At 65.0% G+C, this 14,253-nt stretch carries 10 protein-coding genes; 4 read left to right on the top strand and 6 right to left on the bottom strand.

Annotated features, from left to right (window positions below; translation table 11 throughout):
- Nucleotides 1–207: 207 nt before the first annotated feature.
- Genes ABFD92_15065 through ABFD92_15075 form a run of 3 tightly spaced genes read left to right on the top strand, consistent with a single transcriptional unit; the run spans nt 208 to nt 3,254 of the window.
- Nucleotides 208–1,785 carry an arylsulfatase gene (locus tag ABFD92_15065; GenBank protein MEN6505859.1) on the top strand — a complete coding sequence of 526 codons (1,578 nt, stop codon included), beginning with the start codon at nt 208–210 and terminating at the stop codon, nt 1,783–1,785.
- Between the two features lie 46 nt (nt 1,786–1,831).
- Complete coding sequence (locus ABFD92_15070) at nt 1,832–1,978, top strand: hypothetical protein (protein ID MEN6505860.1); 147 nt, start codon at nt 1,832–1,834, stop codon at nt 1,976–1,978.
- Complete coding sequence (locus ABFD92_15075; GenBank protein MEN6505861.1) at nt 1,968–3,254, top strand: diphosphate--fructose-6-phosphate 1-phosphotransferase; 1,287 nt, start codon at nt 1,968–1,970, stop codon at nt 3,252–3,254. The genes ABFD92_15070 and ABFD92_15075 overlap by 11 nt, the downstream gene beginning before the upstream one ends.
- A gap of 25 nt (nt 3,255–3,279) precedes the next feature.
- Here the strand turns inward: ABFD92_15075 and ABFD92_15080 are convergent, their stop codons facing one another.
- The 6 genes from ABFD92_15080 to ABFD92_15105 all read right to left on the bottom strand — a co-directional run bounded on the left by ABFD92_15080 (nt 3,280) and on the right by ABFD92_15105 (nt 12,341).
- A complete protein-coding gene (locus ABFD92_15080) occupies nt 3,280–4,446 on the bottom strand; it encodes a PDZ domain-containing protein (GenBank protein ID MEN6505862.1) in 1,167 nt (388 codons plus the stop codon).
- 89 nt (nt 4,447–4,535) lie between these two features.
- Complete coding sequence (locus ABFD92_15085) at nt 4,536–5,246, bottom strand: MgtC/SapB family protein (protein MEN6505863.1); 711 nt, start codon at nt 5,244–5,246, stop codon at nt 4,536–4,538.
- A 203-nt stretch (nt 5,247–5,449) separates the two neighbouring features.
- Nucleotides 5,450–6,487 (bottom strand): uroporphyrinogen decarboxylase family protein, encoded by a 1,038-nt coding sequence (locus ABFD92_15090; protein ID MEN6505864.1) that lies wholly within the window; start codon nt 6,485–6,487, stop codon nt 5,450–5,452.
- A 105-nt stretch (nt 6,488–6,592) separates the two neighbouring features.
- Complete coding sequence (locus ABFD92_15095) at nt 6,593–7,366, bottom strand: sugar phosphate isomerase/epimerase family protein (protein ID MEN6505865.1); 774 nt, start codon at nt 7,364–7,366, stop codon at nt 6,593–6,595.
- Between the two features lie 73 nt (nt 7,367–7,439).
- Entirely contained in the window at nt 7,440–11,096 is a 3,657-nt protein-coding gene (locus tag ABFD92_15100) for a PQQ-binding-like beta-propeller repeat protein (GenBank protein ID MEN6505866.1), read from the bottom strand.
- 129 nt (nt 11,097–11,225) lie between these two features.
- Nucleotides 11,226–12,341 carry a glycoside hydrolase family 172 protein gene (locus tag ABFD92_15105; protein MEN6505867.1) on the bottom strand — a complete coding sequence of 372 codons (1,116 nt, stop codon included), beginning with the start codon at nt 12,339–12,341 and terminating at the stop codon, nt 11,226–11,228.
- A gap of 371 nt (nt 12,342–12,712) precedes the next feature.
- Between ABFD92_15105 and ABFD92_15110 the strand changes: the two genes are divergently transcribed.
- Nucleotides 12,713–14,227 carry a metallophosphoesterase gene (locus ABFD92_15110; GenBank protein MEN6505868.1) on the top strand — a complete coding sequence of 505 codons (1,515 nt, stop codon included), beginning with the start codon at nt 12,713–12,715 and terminating at the stop codon, nt 14,225–14,227.
- The last annotated feature ends 26 nt before the right edge of the window (nt 14,228–14,253 follow it).

The raw sequence follows: 14,253 nt of genomic DNA on the forward strand, positions 1-14,253 counted from the left end.
AAGGGATGGGTGGATGGATGGATGAATGGATGGATGGAATGTTGGGACCGGGATCTGGGCTTGGGGCTGGGTTGCGGTCATCACTGCAATCTTCCATTATCTCGTTTCCTCAGCGTCCTCAGCGTCCTCAGCGACCTCAGCGGCTAATACTTGCACGAGCAGGCGCGGGCCACTACTGTTAGCGCACCAGGCAAAAGGACGTGACAGATGGGCCGACCGAACATTGTTTTGATCCTCAACGACGACATGGGTTATTCCGACATCGGCTGCTACGGCGGCGAGGTGCGGACGCCCAATCTCGACCGCCTGGCCGAGCGGGGGCTGCGCCTGACGCAGTTTTACAATACCGCCCGCTGCAGCCCCTCGCGGGCGAGCCTGCTGACGGGGCTGCACCCGCACCAGACGGGCATCGGGGTCCTCGTCGAAAACCTCCTGCCCGAGGGCTACGCCGGCAACCTCAACCGCCGCTGCGCGACGATCGCCGAAGTGCTGCGGCCGGCAGGCTACAACACCTACATGAGCGGCAAGTGGCACATCGCCGGCGACTGGTTCAACGACAAGTCTAACTGGCCCTGCCAACGCGGCTTCGACCGCTTCTACGGCACGCTGGCCGGGGCGGGCAGCTACTACAACCCCAACACGCTGACGCGCCAGAACGACAATATCGAACACGAGGCCCAGGCGGCAGACTTCTACTACACCGACGCCATCAGCGACAACGCCGCGGCGTTTGTAGCCGATCATGCCCGCGCCGGCGGCGAGGCTCCGTTCTTCATGTACGTGGCCTACACCGCCCCGCATTGGCCGCTGCACGCTCCGGCGGAGGATGTGCAGGGCTACGCCGGGCGCTTCGACGAGGGCTGGGACGCTTTGCGCCAGCGGCGGCGGCAGCGCATGATCGAGATGGGTCTCATCGACCCCTCGTGGGAGTTGACCGAGCGCGACCCTGCCGTGCCGCCCTGGGACGCCGCCCCGGACAAGGCTTGGGAAACGCGGCGCATGGAGGTCTACGCCGCCCAGATCGACCGGATGGACCAAGGCATCGGGCGCGTTCTCAAGAGCCTGGAAGAGACCGGCCAGCTCGACAACACGCTGATCATCTTCCTGGCCGACAACGGCGCCTGTGCCGAACTGATCCAGGGCGATTACGACTGGGCGACGCCCGGACACATCGGCCGGGCCAAGACCCGCGACGCCCGTCCGGTCAAGTGGGGCAACATGACCGACGTGATGCCCGGGCCGGAAGACACCTACGCCAGCTACGGCGTCGGATGGGCGAACCTCTCCGACACGCCGTTCCGCAAGTACAAGCACTGGGCGCACGAGGGCGGCATCGCCACGCCCTTTATCGTGCATTGGCCAGCCGGGCTCGACGGCGCGGGCGCTGTTCGCCACAGCCCCGCGCAACTGCCCGACGTGATGGCCACAGTGCTGGACGTGAGCGGCGCGGAATATCCCGCCCGCCTGGGCGAGCACGAGATCCTGCCCTGCGAAGGCGTCAGCCTTATGAGGATCCTGAAGACGGACGCGCCGCGCGGAAAACCGATCTTCGTCGAGCACGAAGGCAACGGCGCCATGCGCGACGGCCGCTGGAAACTCGTCCGCACCTGGCCCGACGCGTGGGAACTCTACGACATGCAAACCGACCGCACCGAGATGCACAATCTGGCGGCCGAGCAGGGCGACCGCGTGCGCGAAATGGCGGCGGCCTGGCAAGCCTGGGCCGACCGCTGCGGCGTGATCGACCGGGAGAAAATTCTGGAAATCTTCAAGAAGAAGCATTAACCGCAGAGAACGCAGAGGGCGCAGAGGAAGAGGAGGGAATGGATGAATGGATGAATGGATGGATGGAATATTGGGACCTAGTGTTTGGGCTGCGGTCATCATTCCAATCTTCCAACATTCCATCATTCCTCCTCTCCTTCCCTCTGCGCTCTCCGCGATCTCTGCGGTAAAAGGAACTTTGAATGAAAGCTAACGTACTGGTGGCGCAATCGGGCGGGCCTTCGCCGGTGATCAACGCTTCGCTGGCCGGCGTGGTCGAGGCGTGCCGCGACTTTCCGACCCGCGTTGGGCGCGTGCTGGCGGGCTGGCACGGGGTCGAGGGCATCCTGCTCGAACAGCTTATCGACATGGACGCCCAGGATCCCGCGGAAATCGCGCTGCTGCGGCGCACGCCGGCGGCCGGGGCTATCGGCACCTGCCGCTACAAGCTCGGCGCCGGGGCCGAGGAAGATTTCGAACGCATCGTCCAGGTCATGCGGGCGCATGATATCGGATACTTCTTTTACATCGGCGGCAACGACTCGATGGACACCGCCGCCAAGGTCGCCAAGCTGGGGCACGAACGCGGGCTGGACCTGGTAGCCGTGGGTGTTCCCAAGACCATCGACAATGACGTGGGCGACGACGAGTTCAAGCTCATCGACCACACGCCCGGCTACGGCAGCGCCGCGCGGTACTGGGCTCATATCGTCCAGAACACCAACGAAGAGAACCGCGGCATGGCGCCCTCGGAGTGCGTGTCGGTGCTGCAGGCGATGGGGCGAAAGGCCGGCTTCATTCCGGCGGCGGCGCGATTGGCCGATCCCAATCGCGAGATGCCCCTGCAGATCTACATGGCCGAGGCCAAGCACAATCTCGAATCACTTGCCGAGAACGTCAACCGCCAGCTCCGCCAGAGCGGGCGGTGCATCGTCGTCGTCAGCGAGGGCTTTGACGTCGGCGCCATCGGCGAGGCTCGCGACGCCTTCGGGCACATCGAGTACGGCGCGAGCAAGACGACCGCTGCCCAGGTCGTGGCGAACTATCTCAACGAGCACGGCCTGGCTGCCCGCGGCCAGGCCACGTGGCAGGTGCCGGGGGTGCTGCAGCGGAGCACGTCGATCTTCGCCTCGCGCGTCGACCAGGACGAGGCATACGAAGTCGGCCGCCACGCGGTCTCGGTGGCGATGAACGAAGGCGGCGGTTACATGGCGACGATCCTGCGCAAGCCCGGCGCAGGCTACAGCGTCTATTATGACAAGGTGCCGCTGGAGAAGGTGGCCAACTGGGCGCGCCAGATTCCGGCCGCCTGGCTGGCCCCCGGCGGCCTGGACGTGACGGACGACTTCGTGCGTTACGCCCGCCCGCTGATCGGCGAGGACTGGCCCGACATCCGCGTAGAAAACGGACTCCAGCGATTCGCGCGGCTGGACGTGAAGCTCGTCCCGGCGAAGCTGCCGGCGTACGTGCCGATTCATTGTAGAAAGTAGAGTTGAGAGTTCGGGGATTCCGGGGTCAGTGAACTGACCCAGCCGGGGGCGATCCCGCTCCGCCGGCGGTGCCCAGCGGTTGGAGGATGGTGAGGGGCTCGTTGTTGCGGAGGATCTGGATGGTGACGGTCTTGAGCTCGCCCGTGGCGCGGATGGCGGCGGCGAGCTCGGCGGGTTTGCGGACGGGTCTTTCGCTGTAGGCCGTGATCACGTCGCCGACGCGCAGGCGACCGGCCTGCGCGGCGGCGCCCTGGGGCAGCATCGAGATGATCTTCACCCCGCGCGAGTCGTCGTTCATCTGGATACCCAGCCGCCCGCGGTAATCCTGCCGCAACCCGGCGGGCACGGCGACTTTCGCGGTCCATTGCTTCCACCGGAGGTCGAGCCCCTCGATCGCCTGCCCGAGGATGCTCTCGAGCGCCGCCTGTCCGGTGGCGTTGCGGGGGAAGCTTTGCTTGAAGGCTGCGTACCAGGCTTCGAGTTGGCCTTGCTGATGGAGGTAGAACATCACATAACGCGCCTGCGCGTACGTCAGCGAGGGGTCCTTCATGAACAGTTCGGCGTTGCATCCGAGCAGCCACTTCAGCGGCGGGCAGCTTCCGGTGTGGATCGCCCGCTGAATGGCGCCCAGGCGGTTGTCCACCACGGGATTGAGACCCTCGGGCGTGATCTCGGCCGCCTCGAACAGCGTCGCCAGCCCTTCGGTGACCCAGATCGGGTGGACCTGCCCGGCGGCGGCCTGGTCGGCGTGATGCAGGGCGTGGGTGTATTCGTGGAGGAGGGTGCGGCCGCGGTCGATGCTGATCAGCGTGCGTTTGGCGGGGTGGTAGAAGCCCACGGCGGTGGTCCTGGGGGCGAGTTTGCGGTAGTGCTCGACGGTGGGCAGGATGACCGTGACGTACCAGAGCAGCGGCTGTTTGAAAAGGGTCTTTCGCTGGGCGTCGGTGTAGTCGGCCAGCAGGGCGACGGTGTCGTCGAGGTTCTGCTTGTCCAGGGCGCTGATGTAGATCAGGCGGCGGTCGCGGTCGATGTGCGAGACGTAGCCTTGCCCGAACTCCTTGAGGCGGGCCGCGGCGATGGCGTCGGGATCTTCCTCGCGGGCGGCGGCGGTGTCGGCAGTCGCTGGGGGCAGCGCGGCTGTCAGGGCGACAGCGGCGGCGATTGCGGCCAGGAATGTTCGGTGGCGAAGCATCGGCAAAGGCTCCCACAAGCGGCGCAGATCGAATGCGCTAATAAGGATATCGGCTGGAGGCGGGGCGGGGTTCAGTTGCGGTCGGGCGGCTACTTCACGTCCAGGCGGATGATGTCGGGCAGTTCGCTCTCGATGGCCAGAAGGTCGCTGATGCGGGCGCTGGCGGCCATGGATACCCGCATGTGGACGGTCTGCTTAAGGGCCTTGTGGTCGCGGTCGATCTGCACGTAGCTGACCTTCACGCGGCGCGATTCGAGCAGGGACTGGATGCGGGCGATGGGGCTGTCCGGCGTCAGCGGCAGCGTAACGCTGACGTTCATCGAGCGGCGCGAGGGGATGTATTTCTCCAGCCGGTCCAGCACCAGCAGCGCGAACAGCACCAGCAACGTCGAGTAGAGGGCAACGCTATACATGCCGAATCCGCACGCCAGGCCCAGCGCGGCAGTACACCACAGGCTGGCGGCCGTGGTCATGCCGCGGATGTGCATGCGGTCCTGGATCATCGCCCCGGCGCCGAGAAAGCCGATGCCGCCCATGACGCCGTACGCCATGCGGGCCGGATCGATGCGCAGAGTGCTGTCGGAGGTAGGGAATCTGAACACCTCGCCGAAGTGCAGGCTCACGACCATCGCCAGGGCCGAGCCGAAGGCCACCAGCAATTGCGTGCGGAACCCGGCGCTGCGCCCATGGTGCTGGCGCTCAGCCCCGATGACGGATCCCATGACCGCAGCGGCGCCCAATCGCAGCAGATACTGCACGGCAGGATCGAGCCCGGCGTCGGTAAGATGTAGAAGGTCCATATCCATTACCTATCGGCAGGGAGGGCGGGAGGGGTTACAGAAACAAATCCGAAATCCGAAAACACGAAATCCGAAACAAAAAGCAAACAGAAGCAAACAGAAATAAAAAGAAACAAAAGAAGAACGGGAGAGTGTCCGTTTGTTGCCTTTGTTGTTTGTTCCTTTGTTTCGGATTTGTCGTTTCGGATTTCGGATTTATTGGGCTATCGCCCGACCCAGTATGTGCGGTACTTCTCCAGGGCGGTACAGAGGGCCTCGATGTTGGCCATCGGCGTGGGGTGGTAGAGGCCGACGATGAACTCCAGCCCGCCGGCGGGGCTGCCGAGTTTCATGACTTCTTCCTTGATCAGCTCATGCACGTCGGCAGGCGAGCCGTAGGGCAGCACGCTCTGGCGGTCGATGTCGCACTGGATGCACACGCGCCCCTTGAAGACCTTCGCCAGATTGTCTATCCCGTTGACCAGGTCCTGCGGGTTGACGATGCTCAGCCCGCAGGCCAGCAGGTCCTCGGCGATGTCCATGATGTACCCGTCGGTGTGCATGTACACGTGAGCGCCGCTCTTGCGGGCGGGTTGGAACAGCCGCTGGTACGTCGGCATCAGGTAGCGCCGGAAGTACTTGGGCCCCAGCATGTGCGCCCGCTGCGTGCCCTGGTCGTCGGCGGCGCTGACCAGGTCGACGCCCTCGGCGATGTGCCCCGCTCCGGACGCTTCCCAGTACGAGGCCAGGATCTCGATGAGCTCGTCGAGGCGTGGTTCCTCGGTCGCCACGTCCATCATGAAGTTCTCGAACCCGCGCAGGTAGTAAAGCTGCATGAAGAAGAATCCGTGCGGACCGTACCCGTAGCCGGTCATGTCGCCCTTGGCCTTGGCCTCGGCGATGCGCTTGCGGTCGTCGTCGGTGAACGACGGCGGCTTGGGCGTGGTCTTCTTCCACTCGTCGAAGGCGTCCCAACGGGCCAGCGGGTGCTCGATGACCTGCCCGTCGAGGCCGCCCAGTTCATAGCGCCATTTGCAGCCCCACATGTCGTATCGGTCAGGCGCTTGCTTGCCGTACTCCTTGAATGGGGTCTGGCCCTTCTTGAAGTTCGGCCACAGCACCGGGTGGCGCAGGCAGAGATCCTCCAGTTCCTCGCCCATGTGGTACCAGAGATTGCCCGAGATATAGACTCCCATGGGGATCCACTCGTGGCCCTGCATCGAAGCGTTGCGCAAAAAATTCTCGCGGTGGGTCAGTGGCATCGGTGTTTCCGTTTCTTGGGTGCCATGGCGGCCGTTTCTCAGCCGCCATGCGTCGGGGACATGGCGGCTTGACAACGGCCGCCATGGCACCCGCTCTATACTGATCTACATTGTGCGGAGAAACTCGACGGCCTTGATGATATCGGCGGCGGGGTTCTCTCCGACTTCGCGCTCGATCGTCAGGAAGCCGTCGTAGCCGATGGCGTCCAGGGCCGCCAGGTATTTCGGGAAGTCCACGCCGCCCTCGCCCAGGGGCACTTCCTTGAGCACGCCCTTGAGCCCGTCCTTGGCGTGCGTGTGGGCGATGTACTTCTTGCCCAGGGCGGCCACGCCGCTGATGGGGTCGAATCCGAACATGCACAGGTTGGCCGGGTCGTAGTTGGCCTTGACGTAATCGCCGCCGACGGTGTCGAGGAAGACGCGGAGGTCCTCGCCGCTCTCGGGACCGGTCTCGCTGGCGAAGAGGATCCCGGTCTTCTTGCCGTGAGCCTCGATCTGGCGCATCGCCGCCAGGCCCGCCTGGTAGGTCGGGTCTGAGGCGTCCTTGGGCAGGCGGCCGATATGCGAGGTGATGATCTTCGTTCCCAGGTCGGCGGCGAGGTCCATGCACGCCATCGTCTTGGGGACGAACTCTTTGTTCGTTTCGGCGTTGAGGAACCCGCGCCCATAGTCGGCGCACAGAGCGCTGATGACCAGGCCCTGGTCGGCCACGAACTTGCGGAACTCCTTGCGCTTGGCCGCGTCCATGCTCTCGGGCGAGACCTCGCCGCCGCAGCAATAGATCTGGAACCCGTCGACGCCGATCTGGGCGGCCTTGCGGATCGAGTCCAGCGTTGGCAGGCGGAACGAGTTTGTGATCACGCCGATTTTACGTTTCATGCCATTTCCTTTTGCTTTGGTGGCACAGGCTTTCCAGCCTGTGATCACAGCCTCGAAAGGCTGTGCCACCTGTCTACTTCTGGAGGATCGCCTCGAGGCCGCAGATCAGCGCCTTGCCGGCGGCGGCTTTGAACTCGACGTTCAAGCTCTCGCCGGGGGCGATGTCTTTGAACTCCTTGACGATCCCGCGTCCGGCGCCGCCGGCAGCCTGGGCGATGTCAAAATCCTTCAGCACTTCCTTGCCCTGCAGCGAGACGCTGAAGACGCGCTGGCCGGGCTTGAGATCTTCCAGCTCCGCAAAATACAGCCGCACGGTGTACTTGACGGTCTCGGCCTCTGCACCGGCGAGAGTGAGCTTCACGCTGGTAACGCCGTCCAGGCCCGAACTGGTAACCCAGGGAAGCGGCCCATCCGTGACTGCCGTCACGTGCCGGTAAATGGTCTTGCCGCCAAAGCCGGGCAAGGAGAGCGTCTGCCTGCGCCAGTTGCCTGCCCAAGCGGGCTGACGATTGGGTTTGGCCGGCTGCAGGTCCACCTTCACCTGCGCCGAAGGGCCGCCGACGTCAGGGCAGTCGAGCCAGAGCGTGCCGTCTTCGCTGACGCGGTCGCCGGGGGCGCCGAAGTTCAGCCCGACGCGTGCCACGCGAGCCGGCGCCGCCGGGGCGCCCATCTCAAAGCTCCACGCCTCGGCTGTCGCGTCGGTGATCAGCGCCATGCTGCACTTGTTCTGGAACTGGCACTCGCACTCGCGCGTGTACTCCGGCGCGGTGACGATCCCGCCGGCGGGCACCATGTTGGCGGTGCAGCCGGAGCGGAACCCGCCCAGGCCGATCAACCGCGGCGGGCTGGAAAGCTCGGTGTACCCGGCGCTGGACCAGGCGCGGTGGAACGTCATGTACTCCCCGCCGTGGGTGAATCCGCAGCCGCCTGCGGCAGAGCCCCAGGCCACTTCCTCACCACTGACCGGTTCGGTCCGAGTGCGCAGCTTGCCGTCCTTCATCCCGATCACCTGCCCGTACTGCGGGATGATGATGTCGTGATGCAGCAGCGGCGGACCGGTGAAGCTCGGCTGCTTGTCTGCCGCCGTCGCCGGGCACCGCCACACGCGCGAGCCGTCGGAGGCCTTGTTGGCCGCCAGGGCGGTCGGGTCGCCGCCGCCGCAGCCGCTCTGGATCAGCAGTCCGTTCTCGGCGGAATATCCCAGCCACGTGCCGAAAACGTCCTGGTCTACCTTCCAGAGCTGCTTACCGGTGGTGGCATCGAAGGCATACATCGTCGAATTGACCGGCGTCTCCACGCCGCGACGCTTGGCCGCTTCGTCCGCAGAAAGCCCGTCGATGGCGAAGACTTTGCCCGTCCCTGCCGCTACGCCGCTACTGCGGAAACCCGTGGCGGCAGTCTTCACCCACAACGGTTTGCCGCTTGCGCGATCGTACGCCGCCAGATATTTCGCCGCCGCGCCGGTGCGCGAGTTGACGGTGAAGTCGCGTTTTGTGTCGAGCGGCCGAACGGTGGCGACCACCACGGCGCCGTCGACGCGGATCGTCGCCCACTTGGAATCCTTCTCGGCGCCTTCGGGCAGGGGCAGCTCGCGCGTCTGCTTTCCGGTGGCGGCGTCAAGTTGCACGCACTTGTCGGGGGTGATGACGTAGACGGAATCTTCCGAGCAGGCGTAATTGGGGCCGGTCTCGTGCGTGCCCATCTGCTTTCCGCCGGTGTTGTAGAATTGCCCGATGTTGGGGAACGGGGCTTCCCAGAGCAGTCGGCCGGTGTAGATGTCCATCGCCCGCAGCAGGTCGCAGCCCAGGGTGATCGCCCGGCCGTACGCCACCGCCGGCGAAGGCCCGCGCCCATGGCGGGGCAGCATCGGCGTGTTCGGCGGGCCGCCGAACCACAGCACGCCCAGCGGGCCTTTGACCAGCTTGTCATACGACATCATCGAGTTGGCCGCGTCGGCGTTGTTGTGCGTCCACTCAGCCGAACCTTCCGGCCCGCCCTTGCGCACCAGGGTCGCCAGGCTGCCGTCGGACTTGCTCAGGCAGATCGTCCCGCCGTAGGGCCGCAGCACGCGCATCATCTCCTTCTTGGAGGTTTCGCTGGCCAGCGCGCTGTCGTCCATCACTTCCGATACGATCAGGTTGGCCAGGTACGCCGGCAAACCATACGCCAGCGGGTTGCCCACGTGCGCGCTGAACCGGCGGCCGTACAGACCGAGGTCGTCCATCTGCTTGCGGATGGCAGCGACCTTCGCGGCGTCGGGATCGATCGCGATTACATTCAGCTTGGAACCCAGCACCAGCCCCTGCGCCAACTTGCCGTCCTTGAGGCCCAGCACCAGGCAGTAGCCTTCGGTCTGCCCGGTGGTCTTGAGGATGTCCGCAGCCGCGCCCTGGGGCTGGGCCTGGGCAGGCGCCTTGGGCGCCGAGAAGGTCTTGGCCTCGCCGGCGGCGGCGCCATAGCAGGCGATCGTGCCGTCTCTGGTGACGACGAACAGCTTGCCGTCGGCGGCGAGCATATCCCACACCTCGCCGGCGGGAAGCTTGGGTCCGGCGACGGCGCTGCGGGTGTCGGCGTCGGCGTCCTTGACGATCAGCAGTTGACCGTTCGCGCCGGGGATATAAAGGTTAGCGCCGGCCTTGATGTACGAACCGGGGCAGCGGACCGCCGCACCGGCCGGAAGGGCCAGGTTCCACAGCCCCGCGCCCGTCTGGGCGTCCTTGGCGCTGACCGAACCGCCCGAGGCGATATAGACTGCCTTGTCGGACGTGATGCCATAGCCGACGCCGTTGCGTCCGGACATGCGTCCGCTGGCGATGTCGATGCCGTTGCTGCCCATTGGTCCGGCGTAGACGTTCTTGCCCGCGCGCAGGGCGAACCAGTAGTCCTGGGGGTGGTGCGCCTCGTGCATGCCGTAGATCTCGTGGAACATCAGATCGCCGTTGGTGCGGTCGAAGAGCTGGGCCATGTTGCGACCTTGCGGCACGGCCAGGCGGTTGTCAGCCACCAGCAGGTATCCCTGTGGGCACGAGCCATGGAAGCCCGGCCGCACGAGCATGCCCGTGCCCTGCAGGGCGAAGGCGGCTTTGAAGTCGCCCAGACCGCTGTTGCACCAGACGCTCTTGCCCGTCTGGGCGTCGACAGCGTGCAGGAACGTGCCCATGAACGGCCAGATGCTCGCGCCGAAGTAGATGATGCCGTCTTCCAGCGCCGGACCGCCGCGCAGCGGCCACATGCCTACCAGGTGATCGTTGCCCAGGACCTTGCGGTTGTCGGGCCCGCCGCGGACCTGCCACTTGACGGATCCGTCAGCCGCGGCGAGGCAGTAAAGATAGCCGTCGTCGCTGGCGACGTAGACGAAGTCTTTCCAGGCCACCGGGGCGAAGCGGATTGGCCCGTCGGCGTAGAATCGCCAGAGTTCTTTGCCCGTGTCGGTGTCGATAGCCGTCAGGCGGTGGTTCAGCGACGAGCCGACGAACATGCGCTTGCCCAGGACGACCGGCTTATACGAGACGTCGAAGGTCATGTAGTTCTGCGGGATCTGGTCCGGCCAGGCCGGTTCGAGCTGCGGCCATTGCTGTGTCCACAGGAGGCTCAGGGTCTCGGGGAGTTTTTCCGAGCCCACTGCGGTGCGCTGGGCGTCGTGCCGCCACTGAGGCCAATCGTCGGCCCGCACGGACGCCGCGGAGAAGATCAGGGCAATGAGCAGGAGGGAGCGTTGGGCGCGGGTCATGAGTCACTTATCCTTTCGTGTGCCTCTATCATAGCATCTATGGAGTGCGGCAGCCTTAGCTGCCGCTTTGGAAGTTTTTCGAGTTCTAACAACTCTTAAAACGGCAGCTAAGGCTGCCGCACTCCATAATTATTTTCCCGGGGCCAGGTGGATGTCCTTGCAGCGCACATCGGCGTTGGGCAGGGTCGGAAAAGCCGCGTGCGGTTCGGTCTGGTACCAGTAGGCCACCGTGGCAAAGTCGTCGTCGCCTTTGGCCATCTTGCCGCCCTCGGGGCCCCAGACCAGGTCCTGGATCGTCACCTTCAGGTCCTGCTTGAAGTGGATCGGGTCCAGCACGTGCCAGCGGTACAGGCTCCACTTGGTGAAGCTTCGGCCGGAGGCGTCGACCGCGCAGTGCGCCAGCGGCACGCCGGAAAACGCCGTCGTGTGAGCCTCGGGGAATCCGTAGCTGCACAGGAAGTAGTCTTCAGTGCCCGTGCCGCAGATGGTCGGGAACTGCTTGTCGCCGTCCATGAAGAACATAATCTCGCCTTCGCCGAACCAGCGGTCGACGGTCTGCGAGACGGCCATGAACGTCCCGACGTAGTGCCCGCGACCCTTGACGCCGTCGAGGATGACGACGGGGTTGGCGTCTTTGCCGTTAGCGCGGCGATACTGGGCGTGCAGATACGCCGCGTCGGCAGGCACGTCGCCCTGGGCGTACGTGATCTGATACGCGATGAGGCCGTTGTCGTGCGGCGATTCGTTGGTGATGGTCACCTTGACGTGCTTGCGGAAGGGCATCGGCCAGTAGCAGTTGAAGGCGTTGGCGCGCTTGACGACCACCGGCACGGAATTGACGTTGGCGTAGATATCATGGCCGACAGCGAAGAAGTCCGTCACCGGCACTTCGATCGAGGGCGTCTCTTCGCCGTCCCAGTAGAACCGGATGATGTTCGAGCGGCCGTGAACGCCCATGCTGCCGTTGACCAGCCAGATGTGCTGAATCGTGCCCGGGCCGTCCACGTCCATCAGCGTGACGGTCTGTCCTGCCTTGCACTGCAGGAACGGGCGGATCTTCCAGCCCTGGCCCAGATGAGCGACCGACGAGCAGTGGGGCACGTCGGGGTTGCCCACATCGGGCATGGCCATGGCGCCCTTGCCCTTTTCGCCGGTGGGGTTCTCTGCACAGACACTGCGGGTTTGGGCGTTCTGGAGCAATTGCAGTCCGCCCAAGCCAATGTTGATGCCTTCAAAAGGATTCATGGTGCTCTCCGGTAGAGTGAAGGTTAGGCCGCCTCACGCGGCAGGGGGATTCTACCTTAGCCGGTCAGATGTGCAAGCGCGGGGATCGGGTGGCATGGCGACACGCGCAGCGGGTCGCCATCGGCGCGCGGGGCGGTTCGGGGACGGGAGAGCGGGATTACGCGGATTGAAGGGATTAAGAGGATTAGGAACTTTGATGAGGCGGGATTGTCCGGGTCCATGGCGACACTGGTTGTATCGGCGTCGCCATGTTCGCGGCCTCGCGTCGGACTCCCGCCACGGCACACACGAGGGAAATCGGCAACCGAAACAACGCGTCGCGATGCGCCGGGCGATGCGTTATGATTGGCCTTAACGCGAAAGGACGGCCGATGATCATGCGACGATTCCTGCTGACGTTCTTATTTGTGCTGACGTTCTGCCTGGCTTGCCCCGCCGCGGAACCGCCGGTCAAGGAACCGCCCGCGACCCAACCGGCAAAGCCCAAAGGCCCCAACCTGCTCGCCGGCGTCAAATGGTCCTTCAGCGCCGATGGCGGCAAGACGTTCGTCGCGGCCGACAAGCTCTCCGTCGACAAGGGCGCGCAGGTGATCGCCGAGGCCGAGTTGGACGTGGCCGACCCGGCGGCGTTGGGTGGGCTGGAGGTCACCATCCCCAAGGGCGGGCCCGAGATCACTATCAACGGTAAAGCCCCCGAAGGCCTCCTGCCGCGGATGACCTACACGATCTGGAGTATTGACCCGCAGAAGGCTCTGGCCAAAGGGCGCAACGTCGTGCGGGCCTCGCGGGCGGGGCTGGACGTGCAGAGCCCCGCCGTCGTGACGCACATTGAGCCCGTAAATGTCGGCGTTCAGACCGGCCCGATCCTCGGCTGCGCCGGCGAGGGGTTCTTCACCCTCACCTGCCGCACGAACATGCCGGCGGCTGTCCACGTCAGTGCCAATCCCGAACCGGGCGGGCCCGAGGCGACGGGGACCTCGCCGCGCGGGTACTACCACCGGTTGAAGATCGCCCTGCCCAAAGGCGCCAAGGCCTTCACGTACACGCTGACGACCCAGAGCGGAACGGTGAAGAACACCCTCGATCCGGTGAAGGTGAAAGTGCCCGGCACAGGTGAGACGTTCCGCTTTGTGGCCGTGGGCGACTGCCGCTCAAATCCCACCGGGTGGAAGACGATCTCCGACGCCGTCGCCGCGGCCGAGCCGGAGCTGGTGCTCTTCAGCGGCGACCTGGTCGGGGCGGGCAGAGTGGATTTCACCTGGGATCGCGAGTTCGCCGGTCCGGCCAGGACCATGCTCTCGCGCATTCCGTTCTACACCGTGGCGGGCAACCACGAGCAGAGCGCCGCGGCGTTCTTCACGCTGTTCTATGCCCCCAACGAGACCGGGCGGCCGGACAATTGGGCCCAGGCAGTCGGCGGGGTGCTGTTTATCGGCATCGACGGCGGCAAAGGCAGCGACGAGATGACCAAGTTCGTCGAGACGGCATTGGCGGCGTCAAAGGAGAAGTTCATCTTCCTGATGACGCACTACCCGGCGTATTCGTCGGGGATGCACGGCAAGAGGCCCGACGGCGGGATGGGCTACAGCAAGAAGGTCCTCATGCCGCTGCTGGCCAAGTACAACGCCACGGCCATGATCGCCGGGCACGACCACGACTATGAGCGGTCCGAGCCGCCGGCGGGGGTGGGCGTGACGTGCATCGTTGCCGGCGGCGGAGGCGCCCCGTTGTATGGCAGGCAAGGCCGCAACTCGTACTCGAAGGTCTTCCTCACGAAGCTGCACTACTGCATCTTCGAGGTCAAAGGCAACACGTGCGAGATGAAGGCGTATGACGCCGAAGGAAAGGTGCTGGACGAGACGACGTTCAAGGCTCGACGTAGTTAGCACGTTAGCGGTCGAGCTTGCTCGAC

This window comes from Planctomycetaceae bacterium (genome assembly GCA_039680605.1).
Taxonomy (GTDB): Bacteria; Planctomycetota; Phycisphaerae; order SM23-33; family SM23-33; genus JAJFUU01.

What these genes read in the sequence shown, in the direction of transcription:
- ABFD92_15065 (MEN6505859.1), top strand. Translation starts at nt 208, where the DNA reads ATGGGCCGACCGAACATTGTTTTGATCCTCAACGACGACATGGGTTAT.
- ABFD92_15070 (MEN6505860.1), top strand. Translation starts at nt 1,832, where the DNA reads ATGGATGAATGGATGGATGGAATATTGGGACCTAGTGTTTGGGCTGCG.
- ABFD92_15075 (MEN6505861.1), top strand. Translation starts at nt 1,968, where the DNA reads ATGAAAGCTAACGTACTGGTGGCGCAATCGGGCGGGCCTTCGCCGGTG.
- ABFD92_15080 (MEN6505862.1), bottom strand. Translation starts at nt 4,446, where the DNA reads ATGCTTCGCCACCGAACATTCCTGGCCGCAATCGCCGCCGCTGTCGCC.
- ABFD92_15085 (MEN6505863.1), bottom strand. Translation starts at nt 5,246, where the DNA reads ATGGACCTTCTACATCTTACCGACGCCGGGCTCGATCCTGCCGTGCAG.
- ABFD92_15090 (MEN6505864.1), bottom strand. Translation starts at nt 6,487, where the DNA reads ATGCCACTGACCCACCGCGAGAATTTTTTGCGCAACGCTTCGATGCAG.
- ABFD92_15095 (MEN6505865.1), bottom strand. Translation starts at nt 7,366, where the DNA reads ATGAAACGTAAAATCGGCGTGATCACAAACTCGTTCCGCCTGCCAACG.
- ABFD92_15100 (MEN6505866.1), bottom strand. Translation starts at nt 11,096, where the DNA reads ATGACCCGCGCCCAACGCTCCCTCCTGCTCATTGCCCTGATCTTCTCC.
- ABFD92_15105 (MEN6505867.1), bottom strand. Translation starts at nt 12,341, where the DNA reads ATGAATCCTTTTGAAGGCATCAACATTGGCTTGGGCGGACTGCAATTG.
- ABFD92_15110 (MEN6505868.1), top strand. Translation starts at nt 12,713, where the DNA reads ATGATCATGCGACGATTCCTGCTGACGTTCTTATTTGTGCTGACGTTC.